Raw genomic sequence first — 16,700 nt, 5'->3', positions numbered from 1 at the left:
CGATCCGCTCTCTCATGCGTCGTCCGCCACCTTCTGGTCCAGGAACGGCATCAAGCGTCGCAGGTCTGCACCGACCTGTTCGATCTGGTGGTCACGCCCTTTGGCGCGCTGCTCGAGTAGGAACGGTGCGCCTTCCTTGGCCTGCGCCAACCACTCGTGCGCAAACGCGCCCGATTGGATTTCGGTGAGTATGTCCTTCATGGCGGCTTTCGTGTCGTCGGTGACGATGCGCTGGCCGCGGGTGTAGTCGCCGTACTCGGCGGTGTCGGACACCGAGAAGCGCATATAGGACAGGCCCCCTTCGTAGAGGAGATCCACGATCAGTTTGAGCTCATGCAGTGTCTCGAAATAAGCCGACTCAGGCTGATATCCGGCCTCGACGAGCGTTTCGAACGACGCCTTGATAAGCGAGGAGACGCCACCACAGAGGATGACCTGCTCGCCGAAGAGGTCCGTCTCCGTCTCTTCCTTGAAGGTCGTCTCCAGGACTCCGGCCCTCCCACCGCCGATGGCCCATGCGTAGGAGAGTGCGAGGTCGTGCGCCAGGCCGGTGTGGTCCTGGTGCACGGCGAGCAAGCACGGCACCCCGGAACCTTCGGTGTAGGTGCGGCGAACGAGATGGCCGGGGCCCTTGGGTGCAACCATCGCGACATCGACATGCTCCGGGGGGATGATGGCCCCGAAATGGATATTGAATCCATGGGCGAAGAACAATGCATCGCCTTCTTCGAGATGAGGTTCAATCTCGTGTTCGTAGAGGGCGGCCATGTTCTGGTCGGGTGTGAGCATCATGATGAAGTCGGCTTCGGCGGCCGCTTCTGCGGGCGTCGCGACGCGGAGTCCCTCCGCTTCCGCCTCGGAACGGCGGGCAGAACGTTCACGCAATCCAACGACAACGTCGACGCCTGACTCCTTGAGGTTGAGGGCGTGGGCATGTCCCTGGCTGCCGTACCCGATGATCGCGACTTTGCGGCCTTTGATAATCGAAGGGTCGGCGTCCTCGTCGTAGTGAATCGTTGCCATGAATCCTCGTTTCTAGCTCGCTCGCAACTTACGGCTCTTTTGGTCCCGTGCCAAAGCGACTCGCCCCGATTTGACGAGGTCGGCGATACCATACGGCCGTACCAGTTCGACGAAATCGTTGACTTTTTCTGGTGACCCGGTCACCAGGAACATGATGGTCGAGACACCAACGTCAACGGCGACGGCGTCGAAGAGGGTGGCCACCTCCAGCACGTCGCTTCGTTTCTGGCCGTCCGTGGAGACACGTATGAGGGAGATCTCACGCTCGACGGCTGTCGCCCTATCCAACTCTGTGATCTTGACGACATTGATGAGCTTGTGGAGTTGCTTTTTCACCTGCTCGAGTTCCGGGGCATCCACCACGATCGTCATCCGGGAGATCCCCTCGTCGGCAGTCGGTCCAACTGCTAGGGAATGGATGTTGAACCCACGTCGGGCCAGAAGCGATGAAACCCTGGCCAGAACGCCGGCTTTGTTCTCGACGAGGACGGACAGCGTGTGCTGGTTCATGAAGCACTCCAGGGTCGTAGGCGGACCTCAGTTGGTGGCCGATAGCTCACGGCGCTCATTCCAAGTCCTCCGGTCCAAGGATGATTTGATCATTCGAACCACCTGCCGGCACCATCGGGAACACCATCTCGTCCGGATCGACCACGAACTCGATCAGGACCGGCCGGTCGTTGATCGAGAGCGATTTCTCGATTGCCGGGCCGACCTCTCCTGGTGTTTCGACCCGCATACCGACGCAACCCATTGCTTCGGCGAGCATCGGGAAGTTGACCGTGTCCCGCCCCAGCTCACTCCCCGAATAGCGGCTCCCGTAGAAGAGTGTCTGCCACTGGCGAACCATGCCGTGCACACCGTTGTTGATGAGGGCAATCTTGATCGGGAAACCCTCCGCCGAGGCGGTGGCCAGTTCTTGATGCGTCATTTGGAACGACCCGTCGCCGTCGATCAGATAGACCGTTCGCTCGGGCGCTCCGGCTTTGGCGCCGATGGCGGCGGGAACGCCGAAGCCCATGGTGCCGAGCCCGCCGGAGTTGATCCATTCGCGTGGTCTGGAGAACTTCCAGTGGAGTGCCGTCCACATCTGGTGCTGACCGACTCCCGACACGACGATGGCGTCGCCACCCGTCCGCCGGTAGAGCTCCTCGATCACGTACTGCGGTTTCAGCGGCCCGTCGGGCTGCTGGTCGAAGCGAACCGGGTTGTCGGTGCGCCAGCTATTCACCTTCTCCAACCATTCTTTGTGGTCGGGTGCCGGCCGTTTTGCCCATGCCTCGAGCATCTGTTCCAAAATCCGGCCGACATCCCCGACGATCGGGATTTCTGCCTGGCGGACTTTGCCGATTTCCGCAGGGTCGACGTCGACGTGGATCACGCTGGCGTGCGGGGCGAAGAAGTCCGGGTTGCCGGTAACCCGGTCGTCGAAACGGACTCCGAGCGCAATGAGGAGGTCGGCCTTCTGGATTGCCGTGGTGGCTGCGTACGTTCCGTGCATGCCCGGCATTCCGAGGAAGAGGTCGTGGTCACCGGGGAACCCACCGAGACCCATGAGGGTTGTGACGACGGGAGCGTTCGTTTGCTCTGCGAACATGCGGAGCTGGTCCGCCGCGTTCGCCTTGATGATTCCGCCACCCGCGTAGATGACGGGTCGGTGGGCGGATTCGATCAGTTTGATTGCTTCCAGTATCCGGCGCGGGTGGCCCTCGACCGTCGGTTTGTATCCGGGCAGATCCAGCTTCGGTGGCTTGTGCCACTTGAGGTGCGCGTTGAGGATGTCCTTGGGTAGATCGACCAGCACCGGTCCCGGTCGTCCCGTCGCGGCAATGTGAAACGCCTCGTGAATGACGTCGGGAATGTCATCGGGGTTGGTCACGAAGTAGTTGTGCTTCGTGGCATTCATCGTGATCCCGGTGGTGTAGGCCTCCTGGAATGCATCGTTACCGACCGAAGTGGTTGCGACCTGTCCGGTGATGGCGACGATCGGTATGGAATCCATCAGCGCGTTCGCCAGCGGCGTTACCAGGTTGGTGGCAGCCGGACCGGAGGTGACGATGCAGACCCCGACCTTGCCCGTCGCCCAGGCGTACCCCTCTGCCATATGGCCGGCGCCTTGTTCATGGCGCGCCAGCACGTGTCGAATGGGGGAGTCGTACAGCGGATCGTAGGCCGGGAGGATCGCTCCTCCCGGCACGCCGAATACGATGTCGACGCCCTCGCGTTCCAGTGCCTTGATGACTGCCTGGGCTCCGCTGATTGTGTTCATCGTGTTCCTTCGGTCGGGATACAAAAAACCCTCCGGCTCGGAGGGCATCGGAGGGCACACACGTCCTGGTTGTGACGTATGTGCCTATTGAAGTACGAGGATCTCTGTTGAGAACATGTGGAGCGGCAGTATGGGCCAAAGCCGGGCCGATGTCAATCTCCCGGATTTGAGCGGATCGGCATGAGGCGATCAGTAACGTTCTGCACACCGAGATGCGGCCCGCGTTCTCCTGAGGATGTCGATTTGAGCTTCGAAGAACTGAACAGCAGCCTGAGACAGCGAAGGCATGACTTGAGCGCCGAGCTCGCCCGGTTGACGGCACCGCCCGAGTCCGGAGCCAATGTGTCTTTCGGCAAACGCGTTGGGGACGGAACCACTGAAGCCGTCGAGCGGATCAGTACAACCGCAACGGCGCGGTCGATTTTTCGCTCTATTGCCGACATCGATCGAGCTCTCAGCAAGCTCGAACAGGGAACATACGGCATATGCGACGGCTGCGGCCAACGGATCCCGCTCGAACGCATGGAGGCGATTCCGTCCACGGCCATGTGCGTCCTTTGCAGCTCCGGCGCCGCCCGACCCTGAGTTTCTCCGCAATACATTGGCGCGTGACGGTCCATTGCATTGCGCAGAAAAGTCCATGAGGTTTGTACCCTGGCCGACGTGAAGTGTTCCAACACGCTCTTGAAGCTGCTCGACCCGGTCCTTGAAGCCGCTCGCGGCGTTTTGCGGGACCTGGAACCCGAAGAGGTCCCGGCCTCTCTGCGGAAAGTGGCCAAGAATTCCGGTCGGCGGCTCACTCCGCCCTACGCCCGGAGCCTGCTCTACGAAATCGATGAGAACACGTGGCTGCGCGACAAGGTCACCGATGCGATGGTGGAGGCCGACCCGGAGTCCGGCGAACCAGACCTGGCGGCGGCGGGTCTCTTTCTGCACCGCCCGGAGGACTGGGAGCAAAGCCTCTTGGCGCTGAGTGCTGATCGTGAGCAGGCGCAGATGGGTACAGAGGTCGTGGCACTCCAACAGACGATGGAGCGGATGAAGTCGGCCCTCGAGGCGTCCAAAGAGAAGGAACGCTCTGCTCGGGCCGCTCTTGCGGACGCCCGGCGGACGGCGGATAAGAAGGTCAAGGAAGCGAGAATCGCCGCCGAGGCCGCCCGCACTGCGGCGGCCGCACCTTCGGCAGATCTCGAGAAGGATTTGCGAAAGGCGCGGGCCGAGGTCGGTCGGTTACGGACAGACCTGGTCGAGGCTGATGGCCGGATCGAGTCGCTCAAGCACATGCTGCTCAAAGAACGGCGGGCCGAGCGCACCGGCGAAGACGACGGAAGCCCTCGGATCTGGCGGACCGGTGATCCCCTCGAGATGGCGAAGATGCTCGATGAGCTCATGTTGGCGATGCGCCCCCGCTCGACCGATGCAGACATCAAGGGCGGGAAGCCTCCCGCGCTCGTCGTTCCAGACGGTATCCGGCCGGATCAGGTCGACGCAATCCGTTGGATGCTGCAGCAGGAGCGACCCATAACCCTCGTCGTCGACGGCTACAACGTTTCGTTCCAACTCGACGAGAGCAGGTTTTCTACACCGGAGTTGCGTGAACAGGTCAGGGAGGGCCTGATCCGCCTCCGACGTTTGGCAAAAGGTCCATTGCCGATCGTCCTCGTGTTCGATTCGACTGAGGAGGAAGCAACAATCCCCGGTCCGATCGAAACCAGGTTCGTGCGCAGCGCAGACGACGAGGTCGTTCGACTGGCAGCAGTCCTCCCCGGCGACGTGATCGTGGTATCCACGGATCGAGAAGTGCGAGAACGTGCAGAGTACAACGGCGCCATCGCCCTATGGAGCGAATCGTTCGTTGGATGGATGCGAGGCAGGTGATGGACCTCCCCATCGAACTCGAGTTTGCGCTAGGTCTAGCCGACCTCGCCGATCGCGTAACTCTGGCCGGCTTCAAGGCGCTGGATCTGGTCGTAGACACGAAGCCGGACATGACACCCGTTTCAGAAGCCGACCGACGAGTTGAACAACTCCTTCGTGAGCGAATTACCGAGCAGCGGGTGAATCACGCGGTCCTGGGGGAGGAGTACGGCACGTCTGGGTCGGGTGAGTGGACGTGGATCATCGATCCAATCGACGCCACCATGAACTACGTGCGCGGTATCCCTGTGTTCGCCACCCTGATCGCCCTGACACGAGCCGGGCATGCAGAGGTCGGTGTCGTCACCGCTCCCGCCCTCGGCCGCCGATGGTGGGCGGCAAACGGCCACGGTGCATTTCTCAACGGTGAACCGATCAGCGTTTCCAGTATCGCCGCTTTGGAAGACGCACAGCTGTCGATCAGTAGTCTCCTCGACTTCGATGACCACGGCCTTGGAGAAGAGGGTCGGTCGCTCTCCAGGCGCTGCTGGCGTACGAGGGGATTCGGGGATTTCTGGTCGCACATGCTCGTAGCGGAGGGCGCAGTGGATATCGCCGCAGAGCCGATCGTCAACCCGTGGGATCTTGCCGCCCTCCAAATCATCGTTGAGGAAGCCGGCGGACGGTTCACCGACTTCCGTGGTCGGACGACATACGAAGGGGGCACGGCGATATCGAGCAACGGCCTGGTCCACGACGAGGTGCTGGGTCTGCTTGGCGCCGTGTAGCGACCCGCGACCCGCGACCCGCGACCCGGAACCCGCGGCTCCTTTTCTGTCCCACCCTCACGATACGGTGAGCGAGGAATCACGAACAGGAAGGAAGCCATGCGAATCGATTGTGACGTCTGCGCGATGCGCAACACGGATGCGTGCACGGATTGCGTGGTTACGTACCTGCTCGCGGCCGGGCCGGTGGAACTGAACGACACGGAGACCGAGGCGTTGGGAAACCTGGCCGAAGTGGGGCTTGTTCCCCGGCTCCGGCTGATTCCACGCAGGGAAGAACCAACAGCTGCAAATGGATGACGCAGACGCCGTAGCCTGTGCGGGTGGAACAACTTGTTGTGCGCTTGCGGGCTGCCGCTGATCACGCCGGACTCGATGGTTTCGGGATCGCCTCAGCTGAGCCGTTTGAGGCGGTGGGGCGGACTATGCACGAGCGAAAGGCCGGCGGCTTGTCGGGCCGGCTTGGATTCACCTATCGCGATCCGGATCTCGCTACAGATGTTCGCCGGTCGTTCCCGTGGGCGAAGTCACTCGTCGTTGCGGCGAGCACGTATGTTCCCATGGCCGGCTCGCCCGGTCCGCCCGACGGCGCAGGTGGGCGAATAGCCCGGTTCGCGACCCGGGATCACTACGCCCCGCTCCGTGCCGGTCTCGGAATGCTGACAGAGCTGCTGGCGGCGTCGGGGTTCCGGGTGGAAGCTCTGGTCGATGACGGCCGGCTGGTGGATCGTGCCGCCGCGGTCAGGGCCGGGGTCGCCTGGTGGGGTAAGAGCACGATGGTGATATCACCGAAGCACGGACCGTGGTTGCTGTTGGGTTCGATCGTCACCGACGCCGATCTCCCCGTGAGCGAAGCGATGCGACGCGACTGCGGCAAATGCGACGCTTGTATTCCGGCGTGTCCCACGGGAGCCTTGATCGCACCCGGGGTCCTCGATGCGACACGATGCATTGCCTACTGGGCTCAGACTGCCGGTGTCATCCCGGTTTCGTTGCGCAGGCCGTGGGGAGATCGCATCTACGGCTGCGATGACTGCCTCGACGCCTGCCCGCCCGGGCACAACTCTCTGGAACAGACGGTGGAGAGTGAGCGGATCGACCTTACCGAGCTTCTGTCGGCCGATGATGAGGCGTTGCTCGATTTCGCCGGACACTGGTTCATCCCCAAGCGCGACCCGGACTACATCCGGCGGAACGCTCTCATCGCGCTCGGTAACTCGGGTCTACCAGAACACCTCCCGATCCTGGCACGGTACCTCGGCCATCGCCGTGCAACGCTTCGGTGCCATGCGGCCTGGGCCCTCGGAGAGATGGGTGAAGAGGCCAGGCCCGCCTTGGCCGCACGCAGAGCAGTGGAGCACGATCCGGCTGTGCTGGGCGAGATCGACGCCGCGCTCGGCAATCTCGATTGATGCCTCCTGACTCACCCGCGCTGCGTACCATGCTCACATGACGCGCAAGATCCACTCCCAGGATGTGACGGAAGGACCGGCCAAGGCAGGAGCGCGAGCAATGCTCCGGGCCGTCGGCCTCGAAGAGGAGGACTTCGCCAAGCCGCAAGTCGGCCTTGTTTCGGCAGGCAACGAGGTTACCCCCTGCAACCTCTCCGGCCCTCGACTGGCGGCACGGGCGAAAGAGGGTGTCCGGGCGGAAGGCGGCATCGGGCTCACCTTCGCCACCATTGCCGTGTCCGACGGGATCGCGATGGGGCACGAAGGGATGCGGGCGTCGCTCGTCAGCAGAGAGGTGATCGCCGACTCGGTCGAACTGGTGATGCATGCCGAACGTTTCGACGCCATGGTCACGATTGCCGGCTGCGACAAGTCCCTCCCCGGCATGCTGATGGCCGCAGCCCGCACCAACCTCCCGAGCGTGTTCCTGTACGGGGGTTCGAGTCTGCCCGGTCGCTGGCGCGGGAAGGACATCTCGATCGTCGACGTGTTCGAAGGGATCGGGGCCTTCAGTGAAGGGACCATCACCAAGGAGGAATTACTCGGGATCGAGCAGTCCGCCTGTCCCGGGGAGGGTTCGTGCGCGGGAATGTTCACGGCCAACACGATGGCATCGGTCGGTGAAGCGATCGGAATGTCGTTGCCCGGAAGCGCGACCGTCCCGGCCCCCGACCCGCGCCTTGAGGACTATGCGGTGCAGTCTGGAGTAGCCGTGATGCGACTCCTCGATGCCAACCTGCGGCCACGGCAGATCATGACCCGTCCTGCCTTCGAGAACGCCATCACGACGGTCATGGCCCTGGGAGGGTCGACGAACGCGGTGTTACATCTTCTGGCGATCGCCCATGAGGCTGGAGTGGAATTGACCCTGGAGGATTTCGACATCATCAGCCGCCGTACGCCGCACATCGGCGACCTCAAGCCGTTCGGCGCCTATCACATGGTCGACCTCGATCACATCGGGGGGGTGCCGGTCGTGATGCGAGCACTGTTCGATGAGGGCCTCATCAACGGCGACATCCCAACCGTTACCGGCAAGACGGTCGCTGAGAATCTCACAGGGGTCACCTTTCCCGGCGATCAGGATGTGATCAGATCCAGTGACAATCCGCTGGCGCCCGAGGGAGGCATCGCCGTGCTGCGCGGTTCGCTGGCGCTCGAAGGCGCCGTTGTGAAGATCGCAGGCATTGAACTGAACACCTTCGAGGGCTCCGCCCGGGTCTTCGACGACGAGCAAGGGGCGCTGGAGGCCCTGTTCAGGCACGATCTGGCCCCGGGCGACGTGGTCGTCATCCGCTATGAGGGTCCGAAGGGTGGGCCAGGCATGCGGGAGATGTTGCAGATCACGGCGGCCATCAAGGGTGCCGGCCTCGGCAAGGATGTATTGCTGATCACCGACGGACGATTCTCCGGCGGTACGACGGGTCTCTGCATCGGGCACGTGGCCCCGGAAGCAGCAAACGGCGGCGCCCTGGCCCTCGTTGAGGAGGGGGATCGGATCCGCGTTGACCTCCCCGCTCGACGATTGGACCTTCTCGTCGATGAGGTGACCCTGGCCACCCGCCGGGCAGGATGGAAACCCCCGGAACCCCGGTACACGACGGGCGCTCTGGCCAAGTACGCACGCCTGGTCGGTTCTGCAGAGGACGGTGCCGTCACAGCTTGATGATCTGGCCGTCTGTGCTGAGCGCGGTACCCTGACGGCGTCATGCCAGACATCGTCACGTGTCCCGCCTGCGGGGCTGCCAATCCAGTCGGAGCCGAGTGGTGCGGACAGTGTTATGCGAGTTTTGCGGCGGCGTCCTCCCCGGCCATGCCCGAATCTCCTCCCCCCAGCCAACCGGTGCAACCTCAACCGGATCGGGCAAGGCCGGCTCCGCCAGTCGGTGGGCCGAGGGGTCCGGGCGGCCCACCGGCCCCGCCCACCCGCCATGATCGGCCGCCCGGCGTGTCCCTACCACAGCCCGCTACGGCCGGCGGCATCGTCACCGATGGCTGGACCTGCAGGGTCTGCGGGACGGTCAATCTGGTGTCCGTTGACAGCTGTCGATCGTGCCAGACCTCCATCTACGAGGCTTTCGGAGCCGGTGAGGAAGATCGACCCGAAATCGAAGCCTCCAAGGCCGCCCTGTGGGGCCTCCTGCCCGGCGGCGGGCACTTCAAGGTCGGCGAATCTGCTCTCGGTCTGGCAGTGGCGGGCTTGCTCATTGCCAGCCTGGCATTTGGCATCCTCATGATCGGAGGCAATCGACGCCCCGTCGGAATCGTCCTGCTGGTTTTCACCGTTGTCGCCTGGGCGATCTCCATCTACGACGCCACCCGCCTGGCGGCGGGCAACGAGGGTGCCACACTGCTCCGACCCCGGGTGGTGACCTCGGCCATGGGGTTGGTATTCATGCTCGTGATCGTGGCGGCCGTCTCCATTACGGGCGAAGGGACGGCACCGTGAACGGGGTGTACGGCCTGAGCCTCGTAATCGGCCTGGTCGCGCTGGTCGCCTGGATTCTCATTGGTGGACTCTCAGAGTCGAATAGTGCCCGGCCTGTGCATCCCGATGAACGCTTTGGAGCAACCGGGCGAGGCGTCGTGGGAGGGTTGACCGCCTTCGGAATCGGCGGACTGTCGGCATCCTACGGGGGATGGCCGACGGCAGCCGCGATAGCGGCGGCGCTCGTCGCCGCGCTGGTATTCGCCGCCTACGCCTACCGGTACGATCCGGGCTCCGAACGGGATGCTGACTGAATGCTGCTGGTGGCAGATGTCCATGGGGCGTTCGACGATCTCGCCCGGGTCATCGCGACCGGTGAACGGGTGGTCGTCCTCGGCGATCTCATCAATTTCGTGGACTACCGAACGGGCGAGGGGATTGCCGCGGAAGTCTTCGGCGTGGAGTTCGCGCAGGCGGCGGCCCGGTATCGGAGGCAGGGTGACTTCGCTGCCTCGCGCCGCCTGTGGAGGGAGCGGTCGGCCGGCCGGGAGGAGGAGGTCCGCGCCCAGGTTGGCGGCGCTATCGCGGCTCAGTACGCGGCGATGCGGTCGGCCCTGGCCGGAGGTTCCGGCTTCGTTACCCATGGCAACGTCGACGTTCCGGCTCTGCTCCAATCCCACCTTCCGGACGGCTTCCAGTACGTGAACGGTGAAGTAGTTGAGTTCGAAGGGCTACGAATGGGAATTGTCGGTGGTGGTTCCAAGACCGGCCTCAACGCCGCCGGGGAGATCAGCGAAGAGGAAATGGCGCGGTTGCTCGAAGATATGGGGCCTGTTGACGTGCTCGGGACACATGTGCCCCCTTCGATCGATCCGCTGCGGTTCGATGTGATCACGGGCCGGCTCGAGGGCGGTTCGGAAGCGGTCGCCGAGTACCTTTATCGGCACCAACCCCTCGTGCACTACTTCGGGGACATCCACCAACCACAAGCATCACAGTGGCGGGTCGGGCGCACCCGGTGCGTCAACGTCGGCTATTTCAGGGCAACGGCGCGGGCGGTTCGTCACGCCTGACGTTGATCTCGACCACCTCTCCGAGACGTACCGGTTCCGCCCCCTGCGAGTCGAAGGAGCGGACCGCGTCAGGACGGCGCTCGCCGGGCTGGCCCATGGAGCCCGGGTGCTGGACATCGGAGGGGGAACAGGGGCTCACTCGGAGGTCATGAGGACCGAGGGTTTTGTGCCGGTGCTCGTTGATCCATCGGCAGCGCAAAGGGCGAAGGCGCACGGGCGCCGCCTGCAGGTCGTCGGGGGCGTCTCCCAGCGATTGCCGTTTTCCGATCACTCATTCGACATGGCCTACTTCCATCTATCTCTGCACTACGGCGACTGGCTCGATGCAGTGACCGAAGCCGTCCGGGTCGTCCGGCCCGGCGGAAAGGTGTGGATCTGGACGTTCACCAGGAACTACCTGGAAACCTCCTTCACCGGGAGGTGGTTTCCCTCTGTTCGCGAACACGATGTGCGCCGTTTTCCCGATGTGGCAGTGGTGGCGGACCATTTCGCCTCCTCAGGAATGGAGCGGGTGGCGCTCGGAGGGATCGTCGAACGGGTCGAGCGGACCGTGGCTGAATGGGAGGAGGCGTTTAGAGCCCGATTCGTCAGCACCCTCCAGCTGATCGAGGACGATGAACTCGAGGAGGGGGTCAAGGTCTTCCGGTCCGCGCATCCGGATGGAGCGGAGCCGGTCGTCGCAGGCCTCGAGTTCGTGTCGATCTCGGCCTGGGTGCCCGGCTAGTCACCGTCCGACTACCCTGTTGTCAGTTCGAGAAAGAAGGTTCATGGCTGAAGGCGCCGTTCAAAGCATCGAGATATCTGCTGCTCCTGCGGACGTGTTTTCGGTACTCGCCGATCTCCCAACCTACCCTGAGTGGATCACCGCCATGCGGTCCGTCACCGTCACCGCCGAACGGGATGACGGGCTGGCGGAGCGTGCCCTTTTCGAGGTCGACGCCATGGTCAAGGTCATCTCATACGAGCTCGAGTACGAATACGAGGTTCCTCACCGCATTATGTGGACGGCCCTCCCGGGGAACGACATCACTGAGATGGAGGGCTCGTACGACCTGACGGAACTCGAAGACGGCGGCACTGAGGTCGTCTACGCACTGAAGGTCGACTACTCCTTCCCGCTTCCGGGATTCCTGCGCCGCCAGGCCGAGAAGCAACTGGTCGGGACGGCACTGCGCGGCCTCAAGAAGCGGGTTGAGGAAGTCCAAACCGCCTGATGCGCGTTGTTCTGGTGACCGGCAAGGGGGGAGTCGGCAAGACCACCGTCGCCGCCGCCACAGGCCTCCGAGCCGCGGAGTTGGGTCACCGGACGCTCGTCACCTCAACCGATCCGGCCCACAGCCTCGCTGATGCCTTCGATGTGCCGTTGGGCGACGTTCCGAGCACGCTGTTTGAGAACCTCGACGTCCAGCAGATCGACGCCCAGCTACAGCTCGCCAAACACTGGGGGGAACTCCATCAGCAACTCAAGCGGGTATTCGATTGGGGTGGCGTAAAGGGCATCGAAGCCGAGGAGTTTCTCGTCTTTCCCGGCATGGATGAGCTGTTTTCGCTCCTACAAGTGAAGGATCATGTCGACTCGGGAAGCTACGACACGATCATCGTCGATTGTGCGCCTACCGCCGAGACGCTTCGCCTGCTCAGCCTGCCGGAGGTGCTCTCCTGGTATTTCGACAGGGTTCTGCCTACCGAACGGCGGCTGATGAAGGCGGCTCGCCCGGTATTGACCCGGATGACGAATCTGCCGGTGCCGGGCGAGGATGTCTTTGATGCCGCCGAAGGCGTGTTCCTGGCCGTCGAAGGGGTCAAGGCCCTTCTCTCCGATTCGGAGATTACGTCGGCGCGGCTGGTGGTCAACCCGGAGAAGATGGTTGTAAATGAGGCTCGGCGTACCTACACCTACCTGGGGTTGTTCGGGTACGGCGTCGACGCCGTCGTCGTGAACCGGGTGCTGCCGGCCAGCGTCTCCGACAGCTATTTCGATGCGTGGCGCGAAGTGCAGGCCAGGCACCTAGCTGAGATCGAGGAATCGTTCCGTGAGGTCTCGATCTTGCCGTTGCGCCTGTTCGGGCAGGAAATGGTTGGCGTCGACCGGCTGAGAGAGTTGGCGGCCGAGCTCTACGGAGATACCGATCCGATAACGGGATTCAAAGGCGTTTCGCCGTTCACGCTCACCGAGGATGGCGAAGAAGTCATCATCGAGCTGGCCGTCCCGTTTGCCGATGAGGAGGAACTCGACGTTCTGCGCAGGGGAGCCGAGTTGTACATCACGGTTGGCCCCTACCGTCGCTCCTTCGTGCTTCCCGATTCTTTGCTGCGCCGTCGTATCGCCGGAGCCAAACTGTCGGGAGGCGTGCTCCGGGTGACGTTCGTCGGCTGATGACACGAACCGCGATCGGCATCGATATCGGAGGGTCGTCGATCAAGGCAGCCTTGGTCGATCACCGGGGGAGTGTTGAAGGACTCATACAGCACCCGACGCCTCAGACGGGGCGAGGAATTGCCGACCGCTGCGCAAACATGGCTTCGGAACTCGTGTCAAGTGACGTCGTGGGGGTTGGAGTGGGGTCGGCCGGATTGGTCGATTCCGCCAACCGGGTTCACGTGTGGGGGCCACATGTGGCCGGTCCTGCACCGATTGGTCCGGCGGTTGAGGCCGCCACCGGGTTGTCGGTGATCCTCGACAACGACGCCGACGTAGCCGCGTTTGCGGAAGTTCGCCTCGGAGCGGCCAAGGGATTCGACAATGTCCTGATGGTGATGCTGGGCACGGGGATCGGCGGTGGGATCGTGGTCGATGGCGAGATCTACCGGGGGAGCGGGTTCGCAGGTGAGATAGGTCATCTCACCATTGATCCGGACGGACCGCGGTGCGCGTGCGGTCGAGATGGTTGCTGGGAAACACTCGTATCTGGATCGGTGCTCGATGCGGCGGCCGTGCAACTTGCCGCGGCTGATTCGAAAGGAGCGGTGGCGTCCGCCGCAGCCGGTCTACCGCCGGCCGGACAACATCTGATGGTGGCTGCGCAGGCCGGCGATCCCGGCGCCTTGGAAGCATGGTCTGCGGCCGGCACATGGCTCGGGCGCGGGGTTGCCCAGTTGGCTGCGATCCTCGACCCCGGCATCGTGGTGGTCGGAGGAGCGCCGTCGCGGGCGGGTGACCTCCTCCTCGGACCGGCCAGAACGGCTCTGGCTCTGACAATCTATGGTGGCAACGTCCGGCAGCAGTTGCCGATGGTTGCCTCCCGGTTCGGTCAGAATGGAGTTGTGATCGGTGCAGGACTTCGAGCTTTGGAGATGATTGATGGGTGATCCGCTGCGGCCCGATGCCGTCTACGACCCAACCGGTCACCCGATCGCGCTACGCGGGATGTGGATGAAGGAAGCGGCGCTGGCTCTTCCCAACCTCGTCAAGCTGGTCTACCGGTTGATGAGAGATCCGCGGATTCCGCGCAAGAGCAAGATAATTCTCGGTGCCATCCTCGGATACCTGGTCGTGCCAATCGATGTCGTTCCCGACTTCATCCCGGTGTTCGGCCAGGCAGATGAAGTTCTCTTGCTCTCCTATGCGGTTCGCCACATCATCGAAGCAGCCGGAACGGACATCGTTCTGGAACACTGGGATGGCAGTCAAGACGTTCTTGAACTCGTCGAATCGATCACCGGCTTCGCCGCTACCTTGTTGCCGAAGCCGATCCAGAGCCTGCTGCGCCGCCTGTCCGCTGCCTGAGCAACGACCGATACAATGCGCTCTCGCATCGACGGTGCGACTGCTTGCTCCGACCCGGAGGTCGTCCGTCTCGGCTCTGGGCGGTTGAATTTGGGTGCTTACGAACAAGGACGGACGCAGGGATCGTCGGTCGGACCCGGCGTCTCATCGACGCGGCAGCTGAATTCGAATCGTTGACGGTTCTCATCGACACGGTTGCCCTCGCAGCATCAACCGGCTCAGATCCGGCAATGGGCCTGCTCCTGGAGTGGAGGAACTCCTCGCCGAAGCCCAACCCGATGCCGGCGTCACCGACATGCTCACTGCGATGATGGAGGACGGGACCGTGCTTTTTGAGGCTGGGATCGACGACTGTGGCCAACCACAGGGCTGCTACGTATTCACCGATTGGTTCCGGGCCCTCCAGCTACAGATGGAGAAGGACGCCACCGGCAACTGGGCGATCACGGGAATCGGCCTCGGGTCCACCGACTGAGCGGGTGGGCACCGGCCCTGTTTGGACTCATCTTGTTGGTCGCTCGTTAGTTGCTTCGACCATTGTGATGGGATGGTTGGAACCCCTCGCTTCAGAAGCGAGGGGTTTATGCCTCGATGGGCAAGAATTCAAGGCGCTGTTTTCTGTCTCCCGCGCCGGGTATGATCGAACATATGTTCGATACGCTGACATTGGATACAGAGATCCAGGGCTGGCTTGACCAAGCCGACAAAGCTGATTTGGAGCTGGCTCTGGCGATCGAGGAGGCGAATTCAGCAACTCCTTCCGCGCCATCTATTCCGCCCGAGTTGGCCGGGATGGAACCCGGGATCGTGCTGTCTGCTCTGCTGTCGGATATCGACGTTGAGGATCTGTCGGGCCACGATCGCGTCATCGTGATGGCGGCCCATCAGCGGATGGCATCGCACTACCAGGCACGGTTGTATGCCTCAATGGTCTCAGTGGCCGATGCAGTCACCGACGAGTTGAACCGGGATGGCGAGACCGATTTCGAGTTAGTGGAGAAAGCCTGTTCATCCGAGATCCGGGCAGCGCTCCGGCTCACCCGGAGGGCAGCGGACAACGAACTCTCCATAGCTCGAGACTTCCAGACGCGGCTGCCGACTGTCTGGCAGGAGTTTGTTGCCGGGCGTGTCGACAGGCGCCGTGCCAATCTCATCCTTCATCGCACCGATCATCTGCCGGCCACTCAGGCGCAGAAAATTGCCCACCTCGCGTTGGAGCGGGCTTCCGAGCTCACGACCGGGCAGCTGACCGCGCTGCTGCGAAAGCTCAGCGTCGAGGCCGATCCCGAAGATGCCAAGCACCGCTATGAGAACGCTGTCGATGAGCGCCGAGTCGTTCTCGAGCCCAGCTCTGACGGCACAACACACCTGTACCTGATGGACCTGCCGCCCGATCGAGCCGCCCGGATCCGTGATCGCATCGATTCGGCTGCTCGCGACCTACGGACCTCAGGAGAGACGCGCACGATGGATCAACTCCGAGCGGATGTCGCCCTCGACTTGCTCGATCCCACCGTTTCACACCCTGGGCGCAAGGTAAGGCGAGGATCACTTGTGATGACGGTTGACCTGGCCACGCTTGCAGAGCTTGCGGAGTCTCCCGGTGATCTTGGGGGCTACGGCCCGGTGATTTCGGATATCGCACGCCAGGTGGCCCAAACCTCGCGCAGGGACGAGTGGCGATTCGTTGTTACCGACGCCGAGCACCAACCGATATGTTCCGGGAGCACTCGCCGCCGCCCCACAGCAGCAGATCGGCGCACGATCGAGACTGCCTACCCGACTTGTGCGTTCCCGGGATGCCGTGTCTCGTCGACGCGGTGCGATCTCGACCACATCACGCCCTGGATTGACGGCGGACCGACGTGCTGGTGCAACCTTGCCCCACTCTGCCGGCACGACCACTGCGTACGACACGGTGCGGGCTGGAGCTACCGGCGCACCGAAGCCGGCGACCACGAGTGGACCAGTCCGCTCGGTCACCGGTACACGACCAGAGGGCGATCGCCCTGAACTCCCGGGTCTCGACCCACGGCTATGCCGAATACATCGTTCTCATTGGGCCTTGCGCCTGAGCCGGTCGC

The 16,700-nt window shown here is 63.1% G+C and carries 19 protein-coding genes; 16 read left to right on the top strand and 3 right to left on the bottom strand.

The genetic code is table 11. From position 1 onward, the window contains the following. Window positions 1-12: 12 nt before the first annotated feature. Genes ilvC through ilvB form a run of 3 tightly spaced genes read right to left on the bottom strand, consistent with a single transcriptional unit; the run spans window position 13 to window position 3,292 of the window. The gene (gene ilvC / locus P1T08_00530) at window positions 13-1,023 is read right to left on the bottom strand and encodes a ketol-acid reductoisomerase (GenBank protein ID MDF1594567.1); all 1,011 of its coding nucleotides are present in this window, start codon (window positions 1,021-1,023) and stop codon (window positions 13-15) included. A gap of 12 nt (window positions 1,024-1,035) precedes the next feature. After that, window positions 1,036-1,533: an acetolactate synthase small subunit gene (ilvN, locus tag P1T08_00525; GenBank protein MDF1594566.1), complete on the bottom strand. Its 498-nt coding sequence runs from the start codon at window positions 1,531-1,533 to the stop codon at window positions 1,036-1,038. Between the two features lie 55 nt (window positions 1,534-1,588). Beyond that, the gene (ilvB, locus tag P1T08_00520; GenBank protein MDF1594565.1) at window positions 1,589-3,292 is read right to left on the bottom strand and encodes a biosynthetic-type acetolactate synthase large subunit; all 1,704 of its coding nucleotides are present in this window, start codon (window positions 3,290-3,292) and stop codon (window positions 1,589-1,591) included. 243 nt (window positions 3,293-3,535) lie between these two features. On the opposite strand from ilvB, the gene P1T08_00515 reads away from it, so the two are divergent. The 16 genes from P1T08_00515 to P1T08_00440 all read left to right on the top strand — a co-directional run bounded on the left by P1T08_00515 (window position 3,536) and on the right by P1T08_00440 (window position 16,629). Next, the gene (locus P1T08_00515; protein MDF1594564.1) at window positions 3,536-3,877 is read left to right on the top strand and encodes a TraR/DksA C4-type zinc finger protein; all 342 of its coding nucleotides are present in this window, start codon (window positions 3,536-3,538) and stop codon (window positions 3,875-3,877) included. Between the two features lie 78 nt (window positions 3,878-3,955). Next, complete coding sequence (locus P1T08_00510; GenBank protein MDF1594563.1) at window positions 3,956-5,170, top strand: NYN domain-containing protein; 1,215 nt, start codon at window positions 3,956-3,958, stop codon at window positions 5,168-5,170. Continuing rightward, window positions 5,152-5,937, top strand: coding sequence for a histidinol-phosphatase (hisN, locus tag P1T08_00505; protein ID MDF1594562.1), 786 nt, complete (start codon window positions 5,152-5,154; stop codon window positions 5,935-5,937). Before P1T08_00510 ends, hisN begins: the two co-directional genes overlap by 19 nt. A gap of 99 nt (window positions 5,938-6,036) precedes the next feature. Further along, the gene (locus tag P1T08_00500; GenBank protein MDF1594561.1) at window positions 6,037-6,237 is read left to right on the top strand and encodes a hypothetical protein; all 201 of its coding nucleotides are present in this window, start codon (window positions 6,037-6,039) and stop codon (window positions 6,235-6,237) included. A 23-nt stretch (window positions 6,238-6,260) separates the two neighbouring features. Beyond that, window positions 6,261-7,349 carry a tRNA epoxyqueuosine(34) reductase QueG gene (gene queG, locus P1T08_00495; protein ID MDF1594560.1) on the top strand — a complete coding sequence of 363 codons (1,089 nt, stop codon included), beginning with the start codon at window positions 6,261-6,263 and terminating at the stop codon, window positions 7,347-7,349. Window positions 7,350-7,386: 37 nt separating this feature from the next. Further along, window positions 7,387-9,054: a dihydroxy-acid dehydratase gene (gene ilvD / locus P1T08_00490; GenBank protein MDF1594559.1), complete on the top strand. Its 1,668-nt coding sequence runs from the start codon at window positions 7,387-7,389 to the stop codon at window positions 9,052-9,054. Between the two features lie 363 nt (window positions 9,055-9,417). After that, window positions 9,418-9,837, top strand: coding sequence for a hypothetical protein (locus P1T08_00485; GenBank protein ID MDF1594558.1), 420 nt, complete (start codon window positions 9,418-9,420; stop codon window positions 9,835-9,837). Further along, window positions 9,834-10,130 carry a hypothetical protein gene (locus P1T08_00480; GenBank protein MDF1594557.1) on the top strand — a complete coding sequence of 99 codons (297 nt, stop codon included), beginning with the start codon at window positions 9,834-9,836 and terminating at the stop codon, window positions 10,128-10,130. The genes P1T08_00485 and P1T08_00480 overlap by 4 nt, the downstream gene beginning before the upstream one ends. Then, the gene (locus P1T08_00475) at window positions 10,131-10,889 is read left to right on the top strand and encodes a metallophosphoesterase (GenBank protein ID MDF1594556.1); all 759 of its coding nucleotides are present in this window, start codon (window positions 10,131-10,133) and stop codon (window positions 10,887-10,889) included. Between the two features lie 43 nt (window positions 10,890-10,932). Continuing rightward, window positions 10,933-11,613 (top strand): class I SAM-dependent methyltransferase, encoded by a 681-nt coding sequence (locus tag P1T08_00470; protein ID MDF1594555.1) that lies wholly within the window; start codon window positions 10,933-10,935, stop codon window positions 11,611-11,613. Window positions 11,614-11,656: 43 nt separating this feature from the next. Continuing rightward, window positions 11,657-12,103 carry an SRPBCC family protein gene (locus tag P1T08_00465; GenBank protein ID MDF1594554.1) on the top strand — a complete coding sequence of 149 codons (447 nt, stop codon included), beginning with the start codon at window positions 11,657-11,659 and terminating at the stop codon, window positions 12,101-12,103. Further along, window positions 12,103-13,266, top strand: a complete 1,164-nt coding sequence (locus tag P1T08_00460) for an ArsA family ATPase (GenBank protein MDF1594553.1) — start codon at window positions 12,103-12,105, stop codon at window positions 13,264-13,266. Before P1T08_00465 ends, P1T08_00460 begins: the two co-directional genes overlap by 1 nt. Then, window positions 13,266-14,198 (top strand): ROK family protein, encoded by a 933-nt coding sequence (locus tag P1T08_00455; GenBank protein ID MDF1594552.1) that lies wholly within the window; start codon window positions 13,266-13,268, stop codon window positions 14,196-14,198. Before P1T08_00460 ends, P1T08_00455 begins: the two co-directional genes overlap by 1 nt. Beyond that, window positions 14,191-14,616: a YkvA family protein gene (locus P1T08_00450; protein ID MDF1594551.1), complete on the top strand. Its 426-nt coding sequence runs from the start codon at window positions 14,191-14,193 to the stop codon at window positions 14,614-14,616. The genes P1T08_00455 and P1T08_00450 overlap by 8 nt, the downstream gene beginning before the upstream one ends. A gap of 247 nt (window positions 14,617-14,863) precedes the next feature. Beyond that, on the top strand, window positions 14,864-15,091 hold the full coding sequence (locus tag P1T08_00445) for a hypothetical protein (protein ID MDF1594550.1): 228 nt from the start codon (window positions 14,864-14,866) through the stop codon (window positions 15,089-15,091). A gap of 173 nt (window positions 15,092-15,264) precedes the next feature. Then, the gene (locus P1T08_00440) at window positions 15,265-16,629 is read left to right on the top strand and encodes a DUF222 domain-containing protein (GenBank protein MDF1594549.1); all 1,365 of its coding nucleotides are present in this window, start codon (window positions 15,265-15,267) and stop codon (window positions 16,627-16,629) included. The last annotated feature ends 71 nt before the right edge of the window (window positions 16,630-16,700 follow it).

It is taken from the genome of Acidimicrobiia bacterium, from assembly GCA_029210695.1.
Taxonomy (GTDB): Bacteria; Actinomycetota; Acidimicrobiia; order Spongiisociales; family JAHEDJ01; genus JAHEDJ01.
This window is presented reverse-complemented; position numbering and strand designations above follow the sequence as displayed.